20 protein-coding genes and 1 pseudogene are annotated in these 18,938 nt (G+C 64.6%); 10 read left to right on the top strand and 11 right to left on the bottom strand.

The annotated features are described in order from the left end of the window. Positions 1 to 100 precede the first annotated feature (100 nt). The 4 genes from AC0L3A_RS23860 to AC0L3A_RS23845 all read left to right on the top strand — a co-directional run bounded on the left by AC0L3A_RS23860 (position 101) and on the right by AC0L3A_RS23845 (position 3,935). Positions 101 to 358 carry a hypothetical protein gene (locus tag AC0L3A_RS23860; protein WP_007591419.1) on the top strand — a complete coding sequence of 86 codons (258 nt, stop codon included), beginning with the start codon at positions 101 to 103 and terminating at the stop codon, positions 356 to 358. Between the two features lie 562 nt (positions 359 to 920). Further along, positions 921 to 1,961, top strand: a complete 1,041-nt coding sequence (locus AC0L3A_RS23855; RefSeq protein ID WP_007591420.1) for a PrsW family glutamic-type intramembrane protease — start codon at positions 921 to 923, stop codon at positions 1,959 to 1,961. Between the two features lie 74 nt (positions 1,962 to 2,035). Next, complete coding sequence (locus AC0L3A_RS23850; RefSeq protein ID WP_007591421.1) at positions 2,036 to 2,614, top strand: HdeD family acid-resistance protein; 579 nt, start codon at positions 2,036 to 2,038, stop codon at positions 2,612 to 2,614. Positions 2,615 to 2,849: 235 nt separating this feature from the next. Then, positions 2,850 to 3,935, top strand: coding sequence for a 3-deoxy-7-phosphoheptulonate synthase (locus tag AC0L3A_RS23845; RefSeq protein ID WP_007591423.1), 1,086 nt, complete (start codon positions 2,850 to 2,852; stop codon positions 3,933 to 3,935). A gap of 54 nt (positions 3,936 to 3,989) precedes the next feature. Here the strand turns inward: AC0L3A_RS23845 and AC0L3A_RS23840 are convergent, their stop codons facing one another. From AC0L3A_RS23840 to epmA, 3 genes are read right to left on the bottom strand one after another with little or no spacing between them, the layout of a single operon-like run. Further along, positions 3,990 to 4,244, bottom strand: a complete 255-nt coding sequence (locus tag AC0L3A_RS23840) for a hypothetical protein (RefSeq protein ID WP_007591425.1) — start codon at positions 4,242 to 4,244, stop codon at positions 3,990 to 3,992. A gap of 44 nt (positions 4,245 to 4,288) precedes the next feature. Further along, entirely contained in the window at positions 4,289 to 5,383 is a 1,095-nt protein-coding gene (locus tag AC0L3A_RS23835) for a lysine-2,3-aminomutase-like protein (RefSeq protein ID WP_035992751.1), read from the bottom strand. Further along, positions 5,380 to 6,444, bottom strand: a complete 1,065-nt coding sequence (epmA, locus tag AC0L3A_RS23830) for an EF-P lysine aminoacylase EpmA (protein ID WP_354128185.1) — start codon at positions 6,442 to 6,444, stop codon at positions 5,380 to 5,382. The genes AC0L3A_RS23835 and epmA overlap by 4 nt, the downstream gene beginning before the upstream one ends. A 162-nt stretch (positions 6,445 to 6,606) precedes the next feature. On the opposite strand from epmA, the gene efp reads away from it, so the two are divergent. The 3 genes from efp to AC0L3A_RS23815 all read left to right on the top strand — a co-directional run bounded on the left by efp (position 6,607) and on the right by AC0L3A_RS23815 (position 9,908). Continuing rightward, positions 6,607 to 7,173 (top strand): elongation factor P, encoded by a 567-nt coding sequence (gene efp / locus AC0L3A_RS23825; protein WP_007591435.1) that lies wholly within the window; start codon positions 6,607 to 6,609, stop codon positions 7,171 to 7,173. A 23-nt stretch (positions 7,174 to 7,196) separates the two neighbouring features. Then, positions 7,197 to 8,819, top strand: coding sequence for a M23 family metallopeptidase (locus tag AC0L3A_RS23820; protein WP_354128184.1), 1,623 nt, complete (start codon positions 7,197 to 7,199; stop codon positions 8,817 to 8,819). A 180-nt stretch (positions 8,820 to 8,999) separates the two neighbouring features. Beyond that, positions 9,000 to 9,908: an amino acid ABC transporter substrate-binding protein gene (locus AC0L3A_RS23815; protein ID WP_354128183.1), complete on the top strand. Its 909-nt coding sequence runs from the start codon at positions 9,000 to 9,002 to the stop codon at positions 9,906 to 9,908. A gap of 100 nt (positions 9,909 to 10,008) precedes the next feature. Here the strand turns inward: AC0L3A_RS23815 and AC0L3A_RS23810 are convergent, their stop codons facing one another. Together AC0L3A_RS23810 and AC0L3A_RS23805 are read right to left on the bottom strand one after the other, a co-directional pair. After that, positions 10,009 to 10,512: a cupin domain-containing protein gene (locus AC0L3A_RS23810; protein ID WP_007591444.1), complete on the bottom strand. Its 504-nt coding sequence runs from the start codon at positions 10,510 to 10,512 to the stop codon at positions 10,009 to 10,011. Between the two features lie 21 nt (positions 10,513 to 10,533). Continuing rightward, complete coding sequence (locus AC0L3A_RS23805; protein WP_354128182.1) at positions 10,534 to 11,013, bottom strand: carboxymuconolactone decarboxylase family protein; 480 nt, start codon at positions 11,011 to 11,013, stop codon at positions 10,534 to 10,536. Positions 11,014 to 11,067: 54 nt separating this feature from the next. Between AC0L3A_RS23805 and AC0L3A_RS23800 the strand changes: the two genes are divergently transcribed. Beyond that, positions 11,068 to 11,589: a MarR family winged helix-turn-helix transcriptional regulator gene (locus AC0L3A_RS23800; protein ID WP_007591456.1), complete on the top strand. Its 522-nt coding sequence runs from the start codon at positions 11,068 to 11,070 to the stop codon at positions 11,587 to 11,589. Positions 11,590 to 11,607: 18 nt separating this feature from the next. Here AC0L3A_RS23800 and AC0L3A_RS23795 read toward each other — a convergent pair whose 3' ends face one another. The 3 genes from AC0L3A_RS23795 to AC0L3A_RS23785 form a co-directional block, all read right to left on the bottom strand. Next, entirely contained in the window at positions 11,608 to 11,790 is a 183-nt protein-coding gene (locus AC0L3A_RS23795; RefSeq protein WP_007591457.1) for a hypothetical protein, read from the bottom strand. A gap of 75 nt (positions 11,791 to 11,865) precedes the next feature. Further along, complete coding sequence (locus tag AC0L3A_RS23790; RefSeq protein ID WP_007591458.1) at positions 11,866 to 12,117, bottom strand: hypothetical protein; 252 nt, start codon at positions 12,115 to 12,117, stop codon at positions 11,866 to 11,868. Between the two features lie 59 nt (positions 12,118 to 12,176). Further along, positions 12,177 to 12,437 (bottom strand): hypothetical protein, encoded by a 261-nt coding sequence (locus AC0L3A_RS23785; protein WP_007591459.1) that lies wholly within the window; start codon positions 12,435 to 12,437, stop codon positions 12,177 to 12,179. Positions 12,438 to 12,572: 135 nt separating this feature from the next. Here AC0L3A_RS23785 and AC0L3A_RS23780 point away from each other — a divergent pair, with 135 nt between their 5' ends. Next, positions 12,573 to 13,793 (top strand): lytic murein transglycosylase, encoded by a 1,221-nt coding sequence (locus tag AC0L3A_RS23780; protein WP_354128181.1) that lies wholly within the window; start codon positions 12,573 to 12,575, stop codon positions 13,791 to 13,793. Positions 13,794 to 13,824: 31 nt separating this feature from the next. Here AC0L3A_RS23780 and AC0L3A_RS23775 read toward each other — a convergent pair. The 3 genes and pseudogenes from AC0L3A_RS23775 to recJ form a co-directional block, all read right to left on the bottom strand. Then, positions 13,825 to 14,623: pseudogene (locus AC0L3A_RS23775) on the bottom strand (aldolase). Positions 14,624 to 14,732: 109 nt separating this feature from the next. Next, complete coding sequence (locus AC0L3A_RS23770; RefSeq protein WP_473255323.1) at positions 14,733 to 15,542, bottom strand: SDR family NAD(P)-dependent oxidoreductase; 810 nt, start codon at positions 15,540 to 15,542, stop codon at positions 14,733 to 14,735. A gap of 44 nt (positions 15,543 to 15,586) precedes the next feature. Then, positions 15,587 to 17,428: a single-stranded-DNA-specific exonuclease RecJ gene (recJ, locus tag AC0L3A_RS23765; RefSeq protein ID WP_354128179.1), complete on the bottom strand. Its 1,842-nt coding sequence runs from the start codon at positions 17,426 to 17,428 to the stop codon at positions 15,587 to 15,589. 278 nt (positions 17,429 to 17,706) lie between these two features. Between recJ and AC0L3A_RS23760 the strand changes: the two genes are divergently transcribed. Beyond that, complete coding sequence (locus tag AC0L3A_RS23760) at positions 17,707 to 18,783, top strand: methyl-accepting chemotaxis protein (protein ID WP_007591471.1); 1,077 nt, start codon at positions 17,707 to 17,709, stop codon at positions 18,781 to 18,783. Positions 18,784 to 18,938: the final 155 nt, after the last annotated feature.

Genomic DNA, 18,938 nt, shown 5'->3' with positions numbered 1-18,938 from the left:
CCGGCCTCGCCGCCCTATCGCAGCCCTATTTCGAGATAAGCTTTTGAAGGTCCGCGCCTCGTGCCGGGCATCATTTGCAGACTTGCGATCGGGGGACCGAATGGCAGTCGACAAGATCACGGTCGATAAGATCACCTGGGACAAGGTCGGCCGGGTCACCGAGCCGGGACGCTACATGTACACCTTCGGCTGGCTCACCATCACCGCCGGCGATCTCGATATCTGGAAGCAATACCCGCAGGCAGCGTTCACGCTGATGGCGCAGCATTCCGAGCCGGACGCGTCCATCGGCGAGGAATTCCATCTCGGCGCTTTCGACGTGGCGCCCGACGCACCGCCGCCGTTCACCACGCATTGAGTCAAAGCGGGCTTGGGAGCGGCAGCCCTGCACGTGGTGCAGGCCGGGAAGGAACGCGGTGGCATAGCGGTTGCTTTATCATTGCCATGACCCACATCCCCGCCGTCGATCAGGCCTTCTGCTGTTGCTCATCGTGCTCTGCCTCGGCACGTGCCTCATACGCGCCTTCTGGGAGGTGGAGCAACTCCGGGCCCGCCGGACCGCGTCGCCATCCCGCGCGACCAGGCGTGACTAGGCCGTCGCCCGGCCGTGCATAGCCCGCACGGGGCAATCCCGGCTCTGGACTTGCCGCGGCGACACGTTCATCGTGAATCGAAGAAACCTGCACATTGCCTTGATCTGACTTACCAATCGCGATCCGATGACAGGCGCGCGACCGTTGTCAGAAATGACGAGGTGGTTCTGTCATGCGATTGATTGCGCTCCATATTCTACACCTCGGCGACCGTCCTGATGAACGTAGGCTGTCGCGCTTGTTAAGCGACGCGACAGCAAGCGCATGACACAAGGTCGCATCGGGCAATGTGGATAAGCGGATCAAGGGAACCTATTTTCGGCGCCGATGTACCTGATTGAAGCTTTACCCACCGTCATCGGAACGGCCGCCATTGCCCCGGCGCTGCTGATGCTGTGGCTTGTCATTGCCGCCGAGGAACGCCCGGGACCGCCGGCCCAGGTCTGGACCGCGTTCCTGCTCGGCGCGGCCAGCATTTCGCTGCTGGGCCTGGCCCGCGCCCCTTTCGCCAAAATGGTCGCGGCTCCGGACAACCCGTGGGCGGCGCTGGCCATGCATTCGATCTTCGGCGTCGCGCTGCCGGAGGAAGCGGTCAAGGTGATCGCGATCGTGCTGGTCGCCTCGACCAAGCGGCGGACCTTCGCCAATCCGATGGACACCGTGGTCTATGGCGCTGCGGTCGGCCTGGGCTTCGCCGCCTACGAGAACCTCGCCTATCTCGTCCAGCACGCGGAGATGTGGCGCTCGCTGGCTGCATTGCGCAGCGTGCTGACCGTGCCATTCCACGGCGCGCTCGGCATCATCGCCGGCGCCTATCTGACCATCGCGCGCGCCGGCACGGCGCTGGGTGCGAACCGCCATCATCGCGACTGGGCCCGTCTCTCCAGCCGGCTGCTGATCTTCGCAGGCCCGCTCGCCCTGCATTCGGCGTTCGACTTCCCGCTGCTCACACTCCAGCGCATGCCGGATCTCGATCCGACGCTGCGGATGTGGTTGGGCGGCGCGAGCCTGCTGATCGGCTTCAGCTCGATCGCCTTCGCCATCCGCCTGGTGCGGCGCGTCGCGCGCCATCACGCGCCCCGGACCGAGGTCGCGCGCGAGCGCCTCAGCCAGCTCCGCCGGATGTGGGCGCTGCTGCTCGCGGGCGGCGGCGTCGGCTTTCTCGGGCTCGCCTTCGTGCTGACCTCAATCCATCACTGGCTCATCAACCCCGAGCGCAATCTGACCCTGGCCCTGATCCCGATCGGCCTGGTCTCGATCCTGCTCGGCCTCGCACTTCTGATCGTCACGACCGCGATCTATGTTCTCGGGCGCAACCGCATCCGCACCAGCGGCGAAGGTTTTTCGTCGGCGCACGGCGGCGGCTGAGCCGCGGGATGGCAAGCGCGGTGTGCACGTACTAGACTGGATCGAGCACACACCTGTCGATCCGGAGCCCGCCCATGACATCGCCTGAGGATTTTTCCCGGCTGCAATCCGCCATGAGCCGGACGGTCAAGGCACATTGGAAGGCCTTCCTGTTCGAAGGCATCCTGCTTGCAGTGCTCGGCGTTGCCGCGTTGATCCTGCCGCCGCTCGCAAGCCTTGCGATTGCGATCTTCCTCGGCTGGATGTTCCTGATCAGCGGCATCGGCGGATTGATCGCCACCTATTGGGCGCGCAGCACGCCGGGCTTCTGGTGGTCGCTGATCTCGGCCGCGCTCGCGGTGCTCGCAGGCATGCTGCTGCTGGCGCGACCGATGCAGGCCGTGCTGACGCTGACCATCGTGCTCGGCGCCTATTTCCTCGCCGAGGGCATCGCCACCATCATGTACGCGCTGGAGCACCGCCGCGAGCCGGGCGGCCGCTGGTCGTGGCTTCTTATCTCGGGCCTCGTCGATATCGCGATCTCGTTCATGGTGATCACGGGATTGCCGAGCTCGGCGGAATGGGCGATCGGCATCCTCGTCGGCATCAACCTGCTGTTCGGTGGCGCCACGCTGATCGGCATGGCGCTGGCGGCACGCAAAAGCAACAGTTGAGGCGCCCCGTGATCCTCACCTCGCTTAGGGGGTGACAACCCGCCGATCGCGCGCTATATGACTGGCCATGATCACCGTCACCACCAGCTTTTATTGGTATTTTAGCTACGACAGCTCGCTGGCGGTGGGAGGATCACGCTCAATCTGACAAATTGCAGCATCTAGTCCGAACAGCCGCCAGACCTGGCGGCTTTTTTATTGGCCGGCAGGGTCTCAAAATGACAAGGAGCCCGCCGTGCTGAGCACGACCGACGATCTTCGTATCCGCGAACTGAAAGAACTGAGCACGCCTGAAGAGGTGATGCGGGAAGTCCCGCGTACGCTCACCGCGACGCGCGTGGTGATGGCGGCACGCAACGCCATCCACGCGATCCTCAATGGCCAGGACGACCGGCTTCTGGTCGTGGTCGGCCCCTGCTCGGTGCATGATCCCAGGGCCGCGCTCGAATACGCCGAGCGCCTCGCGAGCTTGCGCGAAGAGCTTGCCGATCAACTTGAAATCGTGATGCGGGTCTATTTCGAGAAGCCACGCACCACGGTCGGCTGGAAGGGCCTGATCAACGATCCTGATCTGGACGGCAGCTTCGACATCAACAAGGGCCTGCGGCTGGCGCGCAACGTGCTCTCGGCCGTGAATAATCTCGGCCTGCCCGCCGGCACCGAATTCCTCGACATGACGACGCCGCAATACATTGCCGACCTCGTGTCCTGGGCCGCGATCGGCGCGCGCACGACCGAAAGCCAGATCCATCGCGAGCTGGCCTCGGGGCTGTCCTGCCCTGTGGGGTTCAAGAACGGCACCGACGGCAATGTGCGCATCGCGGCGGACGCGGTGAAGTCGGCCTCGAATCCGCATCATTTCATGGCGGTGACCAAGCTCGGCCGCTCGGCGATCGCCTCAACCGCGGGCAACGAGGATTGTCACATCATCCTGCGCGGCGGCAGCACGCCGAATTACAATGCGGCAAGCGTCGCAGCGGCCTGCAACGATCTGGCGAAAGCGAGCGTCGCACCGCTCGTGATGGTCGATGCGAGCCACGCCAATTCGAGCAAGAAGCCGGAAAACCAGCCGCTCGTGACAGCCGACATCGCCGGCCAGATTTCCGGCGGCGAGAACCGCATCATGGGGGTGATGGTCGAGAGCAATCTCGTCGCCGGACGCCAGGACGTGGTGGCGGGGAAGCCGCTCACCTATGGCCAGAGCATCACGGACGGATGCATCGACTGGGCGACCACGGCAACCGTGCTCAAACAGCTCGCTGACGCGGTCGAGATCCGGCGCAACACCAAACGCGCAGGGCTGCACGAGCGCTCCGCCTGACCGAACGATCGCGGGCGGGGTGAGGCTGTCGCACCCTGCCCGCTGCTCCGGCGCCTAGCAGCCGCGGCAGATGCTCTTGATCTTCTTGTCGAGCGCCTGATTTTCCTTGCTGAGGGGATCGTTCGGGTCGCTCAGGTTCTTCTCGCTGGGCACGTCGCCGACGCGCGGCTGGCGATGGCCCACGGGTGCCTGCGGCAGCGATCCGGACGCCGCGCCGCCCGATGTCGATCCCTTCGTGCCGCCGGTCTGCGCGACCGCCGCGCCGCCGAGCAAGACCGCGAGCGATACTGCCACCATGATCTTCTTCATGTCTCTCCCTCCATTCCTCGAGCCAGAATCTCCATCACGACCAATCAGGTCTCGGGCGGATAGAGGTGAACGTCGCCGCAATAATCCACGATACGATAGCGCGTTTCCGATGCCGCATCACCCGCATCAGGTGCGGTATTTTGCATCGGCAACACGTAATTCGGTCCCACCGGCGACTTGCCGGCGCCGCCGGGAATGTCGATGACATAGTCGGGCTGACACAGTCCCGACACCCGTCCGCGCAGCTGCCGCATCAAATCCTGCCCCTCGGCGAGCGTCGTTCGCAGATGCGCCGTGCCGGGCGCGAGATCGCCGTGATGCAGATAATAGGGCTTGATCCGGCATTCGACGAAAGCTCGCATCAAATCCGACAGAGCGGTCGCGTTGTCATTGACGCCGCGCAAAAGCACGGACTGGCTTACCATGGGAATTCCGGCATCGACCAGCCGCGCGCAGGCGGCACGCGCGGGCCCCGTCAGTTCGCGCGCATGGTTGGCATGCAGCGCCACCCAGGTGGTGGCGCCTTCGACCTTGAGCGCCCCGACCATCTCCTCGCTGATGCGCGCGGGCTCGGCCACGGGCACGCGGGTGTGAAGGCGGATGATCTTGACGTGATCGATTCCGGCAAGATCCGCCATGATCTCGCTCATCCGCCGCGGCGACAACATCAGGGGATCGCCCCCGGTCAGGATCACCTCCCAGATCTCGCTGTGCGATCGGATGTAGTCGATCGCGGCGCGATAGGCGCCGTCCGAGAGCGCGTTCTCCTTGCCGGGTCCAACCATCTCGCGGCGGAAGCAGAAGCGGCAATAGACCGCGCAGACGTGAACGAGCTTGAACAGCACACGGTCGGGATAGCGATGCACGATCCCGGGAACCGGCGAGTACGGATGATCGCCGATCGGATCTGCGTTCTCGCCCGGCTGCATCTCGAGCTCCGCGGCAGTCGGAACGAATTGCCGCGCGATGGGATCGTCGGGATCGGACCTGTCGATCAGATCGACCAGCGCCGGCGTGATCGCAACCGCATAGCGTGCGGCAACGCGATCGAGCACCGGCAGCGCTGTGGCTGATACCAGCTGCTCGGCGACAAGTTCGGCCGGCTCGCGCAATGTGCGCGCAAGATTGCTCTTCATCATGTCTCGCTTAACGCTTCATTTGCAGGCGGCGTCCAGACCACCTGATCAATTCGCGATGCGCCGCTCGCCAGCATCACCAGCCGGTCGAAACCGAGCGCGACGCCGCTCGCCTCCGGCATCGCCGCGACCGCGGCCAGAAAGTCCTCGTCCAGCGGATAGGCTTCGCCGTAGCGGCGTTGCTTCTCCGCCATGGATTGCGTGAAGCGCTTGCGCTGCTCCTCGACGTCGGTCAGTTCGCCAAAGCCGTTGGCGAGCTCGACACCGCAGGCGTAGATCTCGAACCGCTCGGCAACGCGGGGATCGCCTGCCTTCACGCGCGCCAGTGCCGCCTCTGGAGATGGGTATTCGAACAGAATGGTCAAATGCCCCTGCCCCAGATGCGGCTCGACATGCTCGACCAGAACCTTGCTGAAGATGTCGGACCAGGTGTCGTCCTCGGCCACACGGACCTTGCCGGCAGCGGCCCGGGCAAGCGCGGCGCGGTCGCCTTCGCCACCGGAAATGGTCGCAAGCAGATCGATTCCCGCAAACTGCTCGAAGGCGCCGGCCACCGTCACAAGTTCAGGCTCGGCGAAGGGATCGGCGGTCCGGCCGCGGAAGGCGAAGGTGCCAATCCCGGTCGCTTGGGCGGCGCGGCCGATGAGGACGACGCAGTCGGCCATGATGGCGTCATAGGGGGCGCCTGCCCGGTACCATTCCAGCATGGTGAATTCGGGCAAATGCAGGTCGCCGCGCTCGCGGTCCCGGAACACCCGGGCGAACTCGAAAATCCGGGTCTCCCCGGCCGCCAGCAGCTTCTTGCAGGCGAATTCCGGCGAAGTCCGCAAATATCGGCTCACACGGCTGCCGTCGGGTCGCACGATCTCGGTCCGGGGGGCGTGCAGGTGGGTCTCGTTGCCCGGAGAGACCTGGAGAACGGAGGTTTCGACCTCGACAAAGCCCTGCTCGGCGAAAAATCCCCGTAGAGCCCCGGTGATTGCTCCCCTGGCCTGCAGGAAGGGCCGGCGGTCGAGATGCCGCGAGGGGGACCAGAACGGCGACATCGGCTTGTCCCCAGCCATTAACCGGCCGTCCCGCAGGCCAGCAAAATGCTGGCATCCAACGGCAAAACCAGTATGTTGCGGCCCGAAACGGGTGCCGCGGTCTGATTTGGGGCCCCAGGTCCCCCATCAATTTGACCACGTCCTGGCCCGAGCCGGGCCAAGCAAGCAGGAAATACAGCTTTGAGAGTCATCGCCAGTTCTATTCGCAAGGGCAACGTGATCGAGCAAGACGGCAAGCTATATGTCGTCGTGACCGCCGAGAACATCCATCCCGGCAAGGGCACCCCGGTCAGCCAGATCGAAATGCGCCGAATCTCGGACGGGGTAAAGATCTCCGAGCGCTACAAGACCACCGACCAGGTCGAGAAGGCCACGATCGAAGAGCGCAACTATACCTTCCTGTACGAAGATGGTGACGGCTATCACTTCATGAACCCGGAGACCTATGACCAGGTCCAGGTCTCCAAGGACGTGATCGGCGACGCGGCGGCCTATCTTCAGGAGAGCATGACGGTCAAGCTGTCGCTGCACGGCGCCAATCCCGTATCGATCGCCCTGCCGCAGCGCGTGACGCTGGAAGTGGTCGAGACGGAGCCCGTGACCAAAGGCCAGACCGCCTCCTCGTCCTACAAGCCCGCCGTGCTCTCGAACGGCCTGCGCACCACGGTGCCGCCGCACATCGCCGTCGGCACCCGAATCGTCGTGATGACCGAAGACGGCTCCTACTCCGAGCGCGCCAAGGACTGACGGGGCCAACGCGAGCGCAACAGGTGCCGCCGGGGGGCGAGACAGTGGTTGGGAAAGGTTTCCGCTTCGTCTCGCAACTTCTGGCGTCGCTTTCGCTCCTCATTGCCTCTCCGCTCACTGCGGATGAATTCCGCAGCCCCTCGCTCACGGCGCTGCGCGTCGATTGGCGCGCGGCGCTCGATCAGCTGCGCACCGAAATCAACGCCCATCCCCGGGTCGCGGACGATTTCATCTTCGCGCCCCGTCGTTCGGTGCCGCGCTATGATCCGCGCACGATGCCGGCGCTGGTGCAGCTCAACGCGATCTCCTCGCAATTCTTCACCGGCATCTCCCGCAGCTCCGTGCCCGTGCTGCTGCCGTTCGACGCTGCTGCGTATTTCGAAGCACGGCACAATGGTGCGCCAGCGACCGTCGCGCTGTCGCGCTACCAGGCCGACTTCAATTCCGTCGACATGTTCGATGCCGGCCCCGCCGGCTACAGCGCGACCTTTTCGTTCGAGCCTGGTACCGGAGACGGCATGCCGAGCCGGGTCTTCGCAAGACCGGTCGAGGTGCAGATCACGGGTTCGGCGCTCGTCTATGACATTGCCGATCCCTCGGGCGGCAAGGGCGAGCCGGTCAAACCGCTCGCAGCGCTCTACCCGGACCTGCGCAAATTCATCCGGGAAGGCTATGTGCGCTACGCTTTCACCCGTTTCGGCGTCGCCTATGTGGTGTCGATCCAATGCCTCGACAGCGTCGCCAAGCCGCGGCGGCTTGCCTGCAAGGAGGCCTATCCGGTCGCCGAGCGCTTCCTGAAGGCGCTGCGCGTGGCGGGCGGCCAGCGCATGCGGCCGCTCACGGACATCGCTTCCAACATTCTCGATCGTCCCGCGGCGCGTTCCCCGGACTTCACCTATCGGCCGAGCGGCGACATCATCCCGAACACCGGTTATCGCAAGCAGGGCGGCCATCCCGACGTGATGGCCTACGCACAGATCCGCTTTCCTCTCGAGAAGGCGCCCGCTTTCGTACACTCGCAATCCTATGCCAAGCGCGACAAGATGGAGAGCACGACCGCTTACCCCTGGCGCGACAATTTCTGCGAATCCCGCAGTTTCGAGGTCTGGCAATGCGGCGGCGGTTATGGCCATCAGGGCGAGGACATCCGCGCGGCTGAGTGCCCATCGCCTGGTGAAGGCCGCCAAGCCTGTGATCCCAAGCAGCGCGCCATCGTCGCCGTGCGCGATGCGAGGGTCATACGCGCTTCCAAGGACCAGGCCGTGACGCTGCAAATCAACAGCCGGACCGAGCACATCCGTTTCCGCTACATGCATATGAACCCGCAGGCGCTGAACGCCGATGGCCTGCTCAATGGTCGCATCGTATCGGAGGGTGAGAAGATCGGCGTGGTCTCGAACTATCTCGATCATCCCGCCGGCACCTCGATGCACCTGCATTTCGACGTGCAGGTGTTCACCCGCGACGGCTGGATCTGGGTCAGTCCTTACGTCACGTTGGTCTCGGCGTACGAGCGTCTGATCCATGCCCGCGGCCGCGAGGTCGGCCCGGAGATCGCCGGCACGCCGCAGCCCGTGGCACATGCGCTGCCGGAGGACGTGCTCAAGCCGGACCTGCGCGAGGGATCGGGCGGCGACGAGAATTGACGCTGCTTGCGCCATCTAGACAGCCAACCAAACTGTCTGATGACGGTCCTATGACAGCGAATTGCACGCACACCGCCTGACCGGCCCGGCCTCCTTATGACGGAGCCTTCTCTGGCCTCGAAATTGTCTGGCCTCAGAATTGCTTTCCTCCCCACGGGTAAACAGGATGAAGGGAAGCACATGCGTTGTCTCACTATAGTGGCCGTTCTGGCCGTCGCGTTCGGCGTGCCGGCTCATGCGCAGGAATTGAGCGGGACCTTGAAGAAGATCAAGGACACCGGCGCGATCACACTCGGCGTGCGCGACAGCGCGGTGCCCTTCAGCTATATCGACGAGAAGCAGAAGACCGTCGGCTACGCCATCGACATCTGCATGAAGATCGTCGAGGAGATCAAGGCCGAGCTCAAGCTGGACAAGCTCGCGGTCAACGAGAACCTGGTCACCTCGTCCAGCCGCATTCCGCTGATGGCGAACGGCACCGTCGATCTCGAATGCGGCTCGACGACCAACAACGCCGATCGCCAGAAACAAGTGTGGTTCACCAACACGCATTTCCTCACGGCGAGCCGCTTCGTGTCCAAGAAGACTTCGAAGCTCGACCAAATCGACGATCTCAAGGGCAACGCCGTCGTCTCGGTCTCGGGCACCACCAACATCACGCAGCTCAACAAGGCCAATGCGGCCCGCTCGCTCGACATCACCGTGATGAACGCAAAGGATGTCCCCGAAGGGTTCCTAATGGTCGAGACCGACCGGGCCGTGGCCTTCGTCATGGACGACATCCAGCTGGCGGCGATGATCGCCTCCTCGAAGGATCCGTCGCTGTACGCGATCAGTACCGGCGCGTTCTCCGATCCGGAGCCTTACGGCATCATGCTGCGCAAGGACGACGCGCCGTTCAAGGCGGTGGTCGATCGCGCGACCGCAAAACTCTACAAGAGCCCGGAGATCGAGCAGATCTACAACAAATGGTTCATGGAGCCGGTGCCGCCGCGCGGCCTGAACTTTCACGTACCCATGCCGGTGTCGATGAAGAAGTCGTTCGAGCATCCGTCGGACAATCCTGATCCAGCATCCTACGGCGGCTGACGAGAGAGCACGCTGGTAACGTAGCCCGGATGAGCGAAGCGACATCCCGGACTCACGCTACGACTGCCCCGGGTGTCGCTTCGCTCACCCGGGCTACGGATCAATCCAGCAACGTCGTGAGTTGCGCGCCCTCGTCCGCCACGAACACCGCGATCAATTCTGCCGGCTCCGTGGTACTCGCATTGGCCGAGACCAGATGGGTCGAGCCGGGCGGCTCGAAGAAGGACTGGCCGACGCCGAACGTCTCGACCGGGCCGCCGCCGAGCTGGGAGCGGATCTCGCCCTTGGTGATGTAGGCGGTGACGGATCCTGCGTGACGATGCGGCCGCGAGAACCCGCCGGGGCCGTAGAACACGCGCACGATCGTGACGCGCTTGCCCGGCACGTTCGGCAGCGCGTAGGAGCCGATCGGCTCGACCTTGTCGAGCGGCGAGCTTTCGGCGGCGGTGGCGCAGAGCGGCGAGAGTGCGCCGGAAATGGTGTCCATCGTCACCGGCAGCGCTTTGCCGATCGCAAGCGCGCACGCGAGACCGCCGACGACGGCGATCGCCATCGAACGCGATGACGCCGGGCGCGGCGCGGTGGGAAAACTCATTGCTGTCATCATGATCTCCCTTCGTTGCAATCAGGACGCTGCGGCATTGGCTTCGACGGGCCGCGTCGCCGGCGTCCAGCGAAACGCCGCACCAAAACGGTTCCAGACGTTGATCGAGGCGACCGCCGAGGTCAGGTACGTCAGCTCGGTCTCGGAGAATTCACGGCTCGCCTCGGCGTACACGTCTTCGCCGACGCCGTCGGGCAGGCAGGTCAGCGCCTCGGCCCAGGCCAGCGCGGCACGTTCGCGCGCGGAAAAGATCGGCGCCTCGCGCCAGACCACGACCAAATTGAGCTTGTCGACGGGCACGCCGATCCGCTCCGAAAGCAGGATGTGATGCTGCAGGCAGAAGGCGCAGCCGTTGATCTGCGAGGCGCGCAACTTGACCAGCTCGAGAAGCTGCTTGTCGAGGCCGGCGTCCGCCGCAACCCGGCCCAACGCGAGCACCAGATCATAGGCATCGGGCGCAATCCGTTTGAAATCCTCGTATTCGCTGCGGGCATGTGACATTGCCATTCACCTCGTGTTATTATAAGAAGGCTTACATCTTATAAGAGCTCTTATATGTTGCGCAAGTCGCCCAAGATCACGAGATCGAAATCCCGGAGCAAAACCGCCGGCCCTGACGCCGTGCGCCTGCCCGCCCCCGGCGAAGGCAAGCGTGGCGAGCAAGGCTATCTCGGCTATCTCTTGCGCCAGGCCCATGCCGCAGTCCGTCTCACGATGGAGCGGACACTCGCCGATCTCGGCGTGACGCCACCGCAATTCGCGGTGCTGACGATGCTGAATGCCTATCCCGGCCTGTCGGGCGCCGACGTCGCCCGTCTCACCTTCCTGACTCCGCAGACGGTCGGCGTCATCATCCGCAATCTCGAGCGCGACGGCGCGATTGAGATGACACCCCACCCCGTCCACGGCCGCATCCAGCAATGGACGTTGACGTCGCGGGGAGCGACGTTGTTGAAGGCGTGCAGGGAGCGTGTGATCGCGCTGGAGAAGCGTCTGGCCGCGGGATTGGATGCCGGCACCGAGGCGAGTATTCGCCGCTGGCTCGCCGGCATCCCAACTGATCTGCAGGAGGACTAGGCGAGGACCAGGCCAAGTCTAGTCGCCCCCGCCTCCCTCACCGCCGTCACACCCGCCGGCATCGGAGAAGTCGCCGCCTCCGGCACCGCCTCCTTGAATGCTGCGGCCAAAATTCTCGGCGATGATCATCAGGACCACGACGAGGAGTCCGGCGCCGAACGGCCAGGGATTCGCACGGATGATGTCGAACAGCTCCCGCATAAGTGCATTCTGCGCAGATGGAAGCGAACCGACAGTAAAGTGACGGGGCCCAAATTTGGGGATGTTCGACCAAGCCTACCCGCCCTTCAATACTTTCTTAACCTCACCGTCCGGCCAAGCCTCGCCCGCCGCAATCACCCGCACGCGGCTTTGATCGGTGCCATTCACGAGTACATGTGAACTCATCCGATCCCCGCTCGGCTCGAGGCGCAAATCGGTTTCGGGCTTCCAGCTCAGCGTCGTCGCGAGATCACCAGGGAAAATCTGCCATTGCGATCCGTCGTCGAGCTCGACGACGTGGCTCTCCGCATGCGCGCGTATCTTCATTCAACCCCGAATTTTCGAACAGAAAGCGGGCCCCGACAATCGGCCGGGGCCCTGCTCCGTCAGTCGTTGTCGTGATGGATTACGGTCTTCTCGCGGTTACCGAATTCATCTTCCTTCTTGATGACCGTAGTGCGGTCGGCAGGCTCGCGCTCCTTGATCACGGTGGTGCGATCACGATCGCGGTCACGCTCTCGATATTCCGGGGACTGTCCGACGGTCACACCGGCGCCGACCGGACCAACATGAACACCGACTTCGTCGGCGAATGCGGGGGCTGCGATAGCGGTGACCATGGCGGCCGCAAACAGATATTTCCTCATCTCGTCCTCCTCGATTGCATGCGGAGGGAATGCGGGAGTGCGACAATTTGTTCCGGAAGGAACAGGACTGGACGTCCCGTTCCGAGCCTCCAGGAACCGACTCACAGGAGCCATGTTTCCGGCTACAATAAGTCGATGAAACACGCTGATTCCTCGGTCCATCATACCCGCCGCGCCTTCACCATCGGTGCAGCCACCCTGCTCGCTTTCCCGACGCATGTCTTCGCCGCACCTCCAGGCTTCGACGAATGGCGCGAGTCTTTCCGCGCACGTGCCATGGCGAAAGGCATCTCGGCTGCGACATGGCAGCGCGCGATGGCGCGGGTCGAGCCCGACATGAGCGTCTTCAAGCAGATGCGCAACCAGCCCGAATTCCACGAGCAGGTCTGGCAATACATCAACCGTCGCGTCTCCGACTGGCGCATCATCAACGGCAAGATCGCGCTGAAGAACAACGAGGCGCTGCTCGCGCGCATCGAGCGCGATTTCGGCGTCGAGCGCGGTACGCTGCTGGCGCTGTGGGGCGTCGAGTCCGCTTATGGCGATCCGCTGGTGCAGCAGAACCACATGACGCCGGTGTTTCCCTCGCTCGCCGCCCTCGCCTGGAACGAGCCGCGCCGAAAAGCCTATTGGGAAACTGAGCTGATCAACGCGCTGCGCATCGTCGACAAGGGTTGGAGCACGCCTGAGCAGATGCAGGGATCCTGGGCCGGCGCAATGGGGCATTCGCAATGGATGCCGGAAGTCTGGCTCAATGTCGGCATCGACTATGACGGCGACGGCAAGGTGTCGCCGTTCGGCAAGCCCGACGACGCGTTGGGCTCGACCGCAAAATATCTCGTCAATCGCGGCAAATGGCACCGCGGCGAGCATTGGGGCTACGAGGTGCGCACGCCCGGTGAGATGAGCGGCAGCCGGACCTATGCGGCTTGGCAGGCGGCCGGCGTCACCCGCGCCGACGGCCAGCCGTTTCCGCAAGCCTCCGCATCCGCGCAGATGTGGACGCCGGTTGCGGGCGGGCCGACATTTCTGCTGGGACCGAATTTCAACGCGGTGAAGAGCTACAATCCCTCGATGAACTATGCGCTGGCGATCTGCCATCTCGGCGACCGCTGCCTCGGCGCCCCGCCTTTCATCCAGCCATTCCCCGGCTCCGAGCGCGCATTGACGCTCGCCGAGGTGCAGGAGATGCAGACGCGCCTGACCAAGGCGGGTTTCGATACCGGCGGCACCGATGGCCGTGTCGGCAACGACACCATGAAAGCGATCAAGGACTTTCAGCAGCGCGCGGGCATCACGCCTGCGGACGGCTATGGCGGGCTGAAGGTGCTGGCGAAGCTGCGCCAGGGGTCTTAGTTATGGCTCCATCCGGGCTACGACGCGATCGCTAGTGCCGGTACTGCGGCTCTTCCGCATCGAGCTGGCGGCGGATTGCGGCAAGATGCAGCCGCGCGGATTCGGAATCGCCCTCGCGCATCTGCCTGTAGGTTTCGGCCGCAATCGCGGGATCGACCGGCAGTACCTGTCGCCCGGTCGACATCGCCAACACCTGCACCTCGGCGGCGCGTTCGAGATAATAAAGATCGTCCCAGGCCCTCCGCGATGGTCGGCGCCAGCACCATCACGCCGTGATGCTTCATGAAGATGATGTCGGCATCCCCCACGGCCGATGCGATGCGTGCGCCTTCGCGGTTGTCGAGTGCGAGGCCGTTGTAGTCGCGGTCCACGGCCGTTCGACCGTAGAATTTGAGCGCGGTCTGGCCGGCCCAGATCAGCGGATCGCCCTCGGTCATCGACAGCGCCGTGGCGTAGGGCATGTGGGTGTGGAAGGCGACCTTGGCGCGCGGCAGGCGCTTGTGCATCTCGGCATGGATGTAGAACGCGGTCGCCTCGGGCACGCCCTCGCCGTCGAGCACATTGCCGTGGAAGTCGCAGATCAGAAGTTTTGACGCGGTCAGCTCGCGGAAGGCGTAGCCGTAAGGGTTGACCAGGAAGAGATCGTCATGGCCCGGCACCACGGCCGAGAAGTGGTTGCAGATGCCCTCCTCAAAGCCGTTGCGCGCCGCCATCCTAAAGCAGGCGGCAAGATCCTCGCGCGCGCTGCGGATCGCGTCGCTCGCGAGATCCGGACGGTTCGATCGAAACGTTGCTGGCGTGGATGACGAAGAGTGAAGGCTGTGCGCCATGGCGGAAGGACACCTCTGTCGATCGGAAGACGCCCGCGTTGTACAGGTCCGACGCCTGCGCGTCAGCCCCCGCGGGCGCCACCCTGCCCTTCGCCGCCCGGGCGGGGGCCTACGCCCGCCGCGGCACGCCGCCGGCGTTCATGCCGCCGTCGATGACGAGCTCGCTGCCGGTGACGTAGCGCGAGGCATCGGAGGCCAGATACAGCACGCCGGAGGCAATTTCCAGAGCCTGGCCGGCACGGCCGAGCGGCGTCGCGACGCGCGCACGCTCGTCCGGGTCGATCGGCGCGTTGCCCTGGTTGCCGGTCGCACCTGTCGGGATCTTGCCCCAGATCGGCGTGTCGATGATCCCGGGATGGACGGAGTTGACGCGGATGCCGTCACAGGCCGCCGCGCACTCCATCGCGATCGACTTTGCGAACAGCCGCACGCCGCCCTTGGTCGCCGAATAGGCCGACAGCCCGGGCGCGCCGCGCAGGCCCGCGAGCGAGGACATCATGACGATCGAGCCGCCGCCGGTCTTGCGCATCAGGGGCAGGCAATGCTTGACCGAGAGGAAGACGCCGTCGAGGTTGATCGCGTTCTGCTTGCGCCAATCGCTGAGCGTCATGTCGACGATCGAGGGCACGGCAATGCCGATGCCGGCGTTGGAGACGAGAATATCGAGCCGGCCAAAGCGCTTCGCGATCTCGGCTGTGATCTCGATCCAGCGCTCTTCGCTGGTGACGTCCTGCTCCAGGAAAATCGCCTTGCCACCGGCCTTGGTGATGCGATTGGCGAGCTCGGGGCCGCGCAGCTCGTCGATGTCGGTGGCGATGACGGTGGCGCCCTCGCGCGCGAACATCTCGACGACGGCCTCGCCGATGCCGGAGGCGCCGCCGGTCACCAGCGCGACCTTGCCCTCAACCTGCCCTGCCATGTTCACTCCCTTTTTTGCTATTCGTTTTTTGTTGTTTGCCGGACCTATCTAATCATGGATGGTCCCTGGTCGGGCAGCGCGACGTCGATGACGCGGAATTGCACACGCTCGGCGCCCTGGTAGCGATCCACCGACAATGATCCCGCGACATGCAATTGCTGGCCGCGATTGGCGACGAGCGCGTTGCCAAGCTTCTGTCTGATCGAACGGAACGCGATGCCGTTGACGATGGCGCCGTCGCCCGACTTGAAGCGTAGCCTCAAATGTGCCTGTCCCACCTCGTCGGCATAGACGAGCTGGTGCGCCGGCAGCGCCAACACGACTTCCGGATTGCCGCTGCCGAACGGACCTGCGCGGTTGAGCGTCGTTGCAAGCTCGGTCGTCACCGCGCGCGCGGAGACCGCGCCGTCGATGTAGAGCTCGTTGACGTGGCGCGCCTCGGCAACGTCGCGGGCCAACGCATGCTCGAGATAGGCGCGAAATTCGGCGAGCTTTTCCTTGCGCAGCGTGACGCCCGCGGCCATGGCGTGGCCGCCGCCCTTGAGCAGAATGCCGTCGGCGACCGCCTGCCGTACTGCCTTGCCGAGATCGACGCCGGCAATCGAGCGGCCGGAGCCGGTGCCGATGCCGCCGGGCTCCAGCGCGATCGCGAAGGCGGGCCGCGAGAACTTCTCCTTCAACCGGGACGCAACGAGACCGACCACGCCGGGATGCCAGCCTTCGGAGGCCGTCACGATCACGCCGATCTTGTCCTCGAGCCCGATCGAGGCGAGCGCCTCGGCTTCGGCCTGCGCTTCGGCCGCCTGCTCGATGATACGGCGCTCGCTATTGAGGCGGTCGAGCTCGGCGGCGATCCGCGCGGCCTCGACGCTGTCACCCTCCAAAAGCAGCCGCACGCCGAGATCGGCGCGGCCGATGCGGCCGCCGGCATTGATGCGCGGCCCTAGCATGAAGCCGAGATGCCAGGCCTCCGGCGGGCCGTTGAGCCGCGCCACGTCCATCAGCGCGGTGTGGCCGACATGGTCGCGCCGCCGCATCGCGATCAGGCCTTTGGCGACGAACGCGCGGTTGAGCCCGATCAGCGGCGCGACATCGGCAACCGTGCCGAGCGCAACGTGATGCAGCATGCCGAGCAGATCCGGCTCGGGCATCTCCGCATTCCAGAAGCCGCGTTGGCGTAGCTCACGATTGACCGCGACCAGCGTCACCAGCACGAGGCCGACGGCGGCGAGATGGCCGAGACCGGAGAGATCGTCGAGCCGGTGCGGATTGACCAACGCGTCGACCTCCGGCAACTCCGTGCCGGCCTGATGATGGTCGATCACGACGACGGACATGCCGAGACGTTTTGCTTCGGCGAGCGGCTCGATGCTGGTGGTACCGCAATCGACGGTGACGAGCAGCGTGGCGCCCTTTGCGGCCAGCGCACGCACGGCTTCCGTGTTGGGCCCGTAGCCCTCGAAGATGCGGTCGGGAATGTGGATCAGCGGATCGAGCCCGCAATGGCGCAGATGCCAGGTCAGCAGCGCCGCCGAGGTCGCGCCGTCGACATCGTAATCGCCGAAGATCGCGACCTTCTCGCCGCTTCCCGCGGCATCCGCGATCCGCTTCGCGGCGGCTTCCATCTCCGTCACCGTGAACGGGTCCGGTAGGAGCTTGCGGATGGTTGGATCGAGGAAATCGGCGACGGCATCGCTGTCGACACCGCGACCTGCCAGCACCCGCGCCAGCAGCTCGGGCAGTTGGTGGCGCTGCACGATGGCAAGCGCCTTCGCCGCCCCGCGCGCATCCAGCCGGTCGCGCCAGAGCTTGTCGGTGAGCGAGCGCGCCACTCCCAGGAACGCCTGGGGCGCTTCGACGGGCAAGGCGGTGGCGGGCGGCGTCATGAACAGCGGTCGGTTTGAGGAACCTGGGAGCCGGAGGTATTGCATCGCCCGGCCGACGGAACGATTGGCCCGCAATCCCCCGGGATTTGCAATGTCTGCGCCGCACAAAGCGGTGGATTGCCGCTTTGCTGCGCGGACTGACTATCATTTGAGCATTCCGCAAAACAGCAAATTAAGCAGGCGTTAGGCGGAATCTTCGAAAAAGAATTGTATTCGATCTGTCAGTGATTGTTCCGGGTTCGTTGCAGATCAGACCTCATTGCCAAGGGAAGCCCCCGATGTCTGCTGCGCTGGGTCTCAAAGCCAAGCCGATCGCAAATGAATCCGCCGAGGATGATTCCGACATCTCCGCGCTGATCAACCGCCTTACGGCGGAGGTCAACCAGATCGCGGTCGATAAGACCAAGTCGATCCAGCAGATCACCAACCAGATGAAGATGCTGGCACTGAACGCGCTGATCGAAAGCTCGCGTGCCGGCGCACAGGGCGCGGGCTTCGCCGTGGTGGCGCAGGAGGTCCGTGGCGTCGGCCAGCAGGTCGAGACCATCGCCCGCGAGCTCGAAAGCCAATTGACGAAACGGACCGGCGATCTCGTCTCCTCGATCGACCGGATGAGCCAGCGCTCGCGCGGCGAGCGCATGGTCGATTTGTCGCTCAACGCCATCGAGCTCATCGACCGCAACCTCTATGAACGGACCTGCGACGTGCGCTGGTGGGCGACCGATTCCGCGTTGGTCGATTGCGCGGCCTCGCCCGACGGCGCGGCCGTGTCCCATGCCTCGCAGCGTCTCGGCGTGATCTTGGGCGCCTACACCGTCTATCTCGACCTCTGGCTCTGCGACCTCGATGGCAACGTCATCGCCAACGGCCGCGCCGACCGGTTTCACGCCGTCGGCCAGAACGTCGCCCACACCAAATGGTTTCGCGAGGCCAAGACCCTGCGCTCCGGCGACGACTATGTCGCCGGCGACGTCGAGAACCAGCCGCTGCTCGGCAATGCCCAGGTCGCGACCTATTGCGCCAGCGTCCGCGCCGGTGGACAGGCTAACGGCGCGCCGATCGGGGTGCTCGCCATCCATTTCGACTGGGAGGCACAGGCCCGCGCCATCGTGCAAGGCGTGCGTGTCGGCGACAGCGACAAGGCGCGCGTGCTGCTGGTCGACTCCAATCTTCGCGTGATCGCCGCTTCCGACGGACAAGGCATTCTCAGCGAACGCATCTCGCTGTCGCTCAATGGCCAGCGTTCCGGCTTCTATCAGGACGGCTCGGGCACGCTGGTCGCGTTCCATGCCACCCCGGGCTACGAGACCTATCGGGGTCTGGGCTGGTATGGCGTGATCGTCTGCGGGGCGTAAAGCTGAAGGCGGCCTGCCTATCCAACTCAAAACTGTGAAAACAACCCCATGCACAGTAGCCATCTGGTTGTTTTCATGACGGTTTTTTTCGCCGTTTCACGCCGGCAAAACACCGGCACGCATGCCATCATGGCGTCGTTCGCGGTCCAGACTCA

This window comes from Bradyrhizobium sp. MI1.3 (assembly GCF_055811695.1).
This window is presented reverse-complemented; position numbering and strand designations above follow the sequence as displayed.

What these genes read in the sequence shown, in the direction of transcription:
- AC0L3A_RS23855 (WP_007591420.1), top strand. Translation starts at nt 921, where the DNA reads ATGTACCTGATTGAAGCTTTACCCACCGTCATCGGAACGGCCGCCATT.
- AC0L3A_RS23785 (WP_007591459.1), bottom strand. Translation starts at nt 12,437, where the DNA reads ATGAGGAAATATCTGTTTGCGGCCGCCATGGTCACCGCTATCGCAGCC.
- recJ (WP_354128179.1), bottom strand. Translation starts at nt 17,428, where the DNA reads ATGACGCCGCCCGCCACCGCCTTGCCCGTCGAAGCGCCCCAGGCGTTC.
- AC0L3A_RS23850 (WP_007591421.1), top strand. Translation starts at nt 2,036, where the DNA reads ATGACATCGCCTGAGGATTTTTCCCGGCTGCAATCCGCCATGAGCCGG.
- epmA (WP_354128185.1), bottom strand. Translation starts at nt 6,444, where the DNA reads ATGGCTGGGGACAAGCCGATGTCGCCGTTCTGGTCCCCCTCGCGGCAT.
- AC0L3A_RS23795 (WP_007591457.1), bottom strand. Translation starts at nt 11,790, where the DNA reads ATGCGGGAGCTGTTCGACATCATCCGTGCGAATCCCTGGCCGTTCGGC.
- AC0L3A_RS23835 (WP_035992751.1), bottom strand. Translation starts at nt 5,383, where the DNA reads ATGATGAAGAGCAATCTTGCGCGCACATTGCGCGAGCCGGCCGAACTT.
- AC0L3A_RS23815 (WP_354128183.1), top strand. Translation starts at nt 9,000, where the DNA reads ATGCGTTGTCTCACTATAGTGGCCGTTCTGGCCGTCGCGTTCGGCGTG.
- AC0L3A_RS23760 (WP_007591471.1), top strand. Translation starts at nt 17,707, where the DNA reads ATGTCTGCTGCGCTGGGTCTCAAAGCCAAGCCGATCGCAAATGAATCC.
- AC0L3A_RS23790 (WP_007591458.1), bottom strand. Translation starts at nt 12,117, where the DNA reads ATGAAGATACGCGCGCATGCGGAGAGCCACGTCGTCGAGCTCGACGAC.
- AC0L3A_RS23800 (WP_007591456.1), top strand. Translation starts at nt 11,068, where the DNA reads ATGTTGCGCAAGTCGCCCAAGATCACGAGATCGAAATCCCGGAGCAAA.
- AC0L3A_RS23840 (WP_007591425.1), bottom strand. Translation starts at nt 4,244, where the DNA reads ATGAAGAAGATCATGGTGGCAGTATCGCTCGCGGTCTTGCTCGGCGGC.
- AC0L3A_RS23805 (WP_354128182.1), bottom strand. Translation starts at nt 11,013, where the DNA reads ATGTCACATGCCCGCAGCGAATACGAGGATTTCAAACGGATTGCGCCC.
- AC0L3A_RS23860 (WP_007591419.1), top strand. Translation starts at nt 101, where the DNA reads ATGGCAGTCGACAAGATCACGGTCGATAAGATCACCTGGGACAAGGTC.
- AC0L3A_RS23810 (WP_007591444.1), bottom strand. Translation starts at nt 10,512, where the DNA reads ATGACAGCAATGAGTTTTCCCACCGCGCCGCGCCCGGCGTCATCGCGT.
- AC0L3A_RS23780 (WP_354128181.1), top strand. Translation starts at nt 12,573, where the DNA reads ATGAAACACGCTGATTCCTCGGTCCATCATACCCGCCGCGCCTTCACC.
- AC0L3A_RS23770 (WP_473255323.1), bottom strand. Translation starts at nt 15,542, where the DNA reads ATGGCAGGGCAGGTTGAGGGCAAGGTCGCGCTGGTGACCGGCGGCGCC.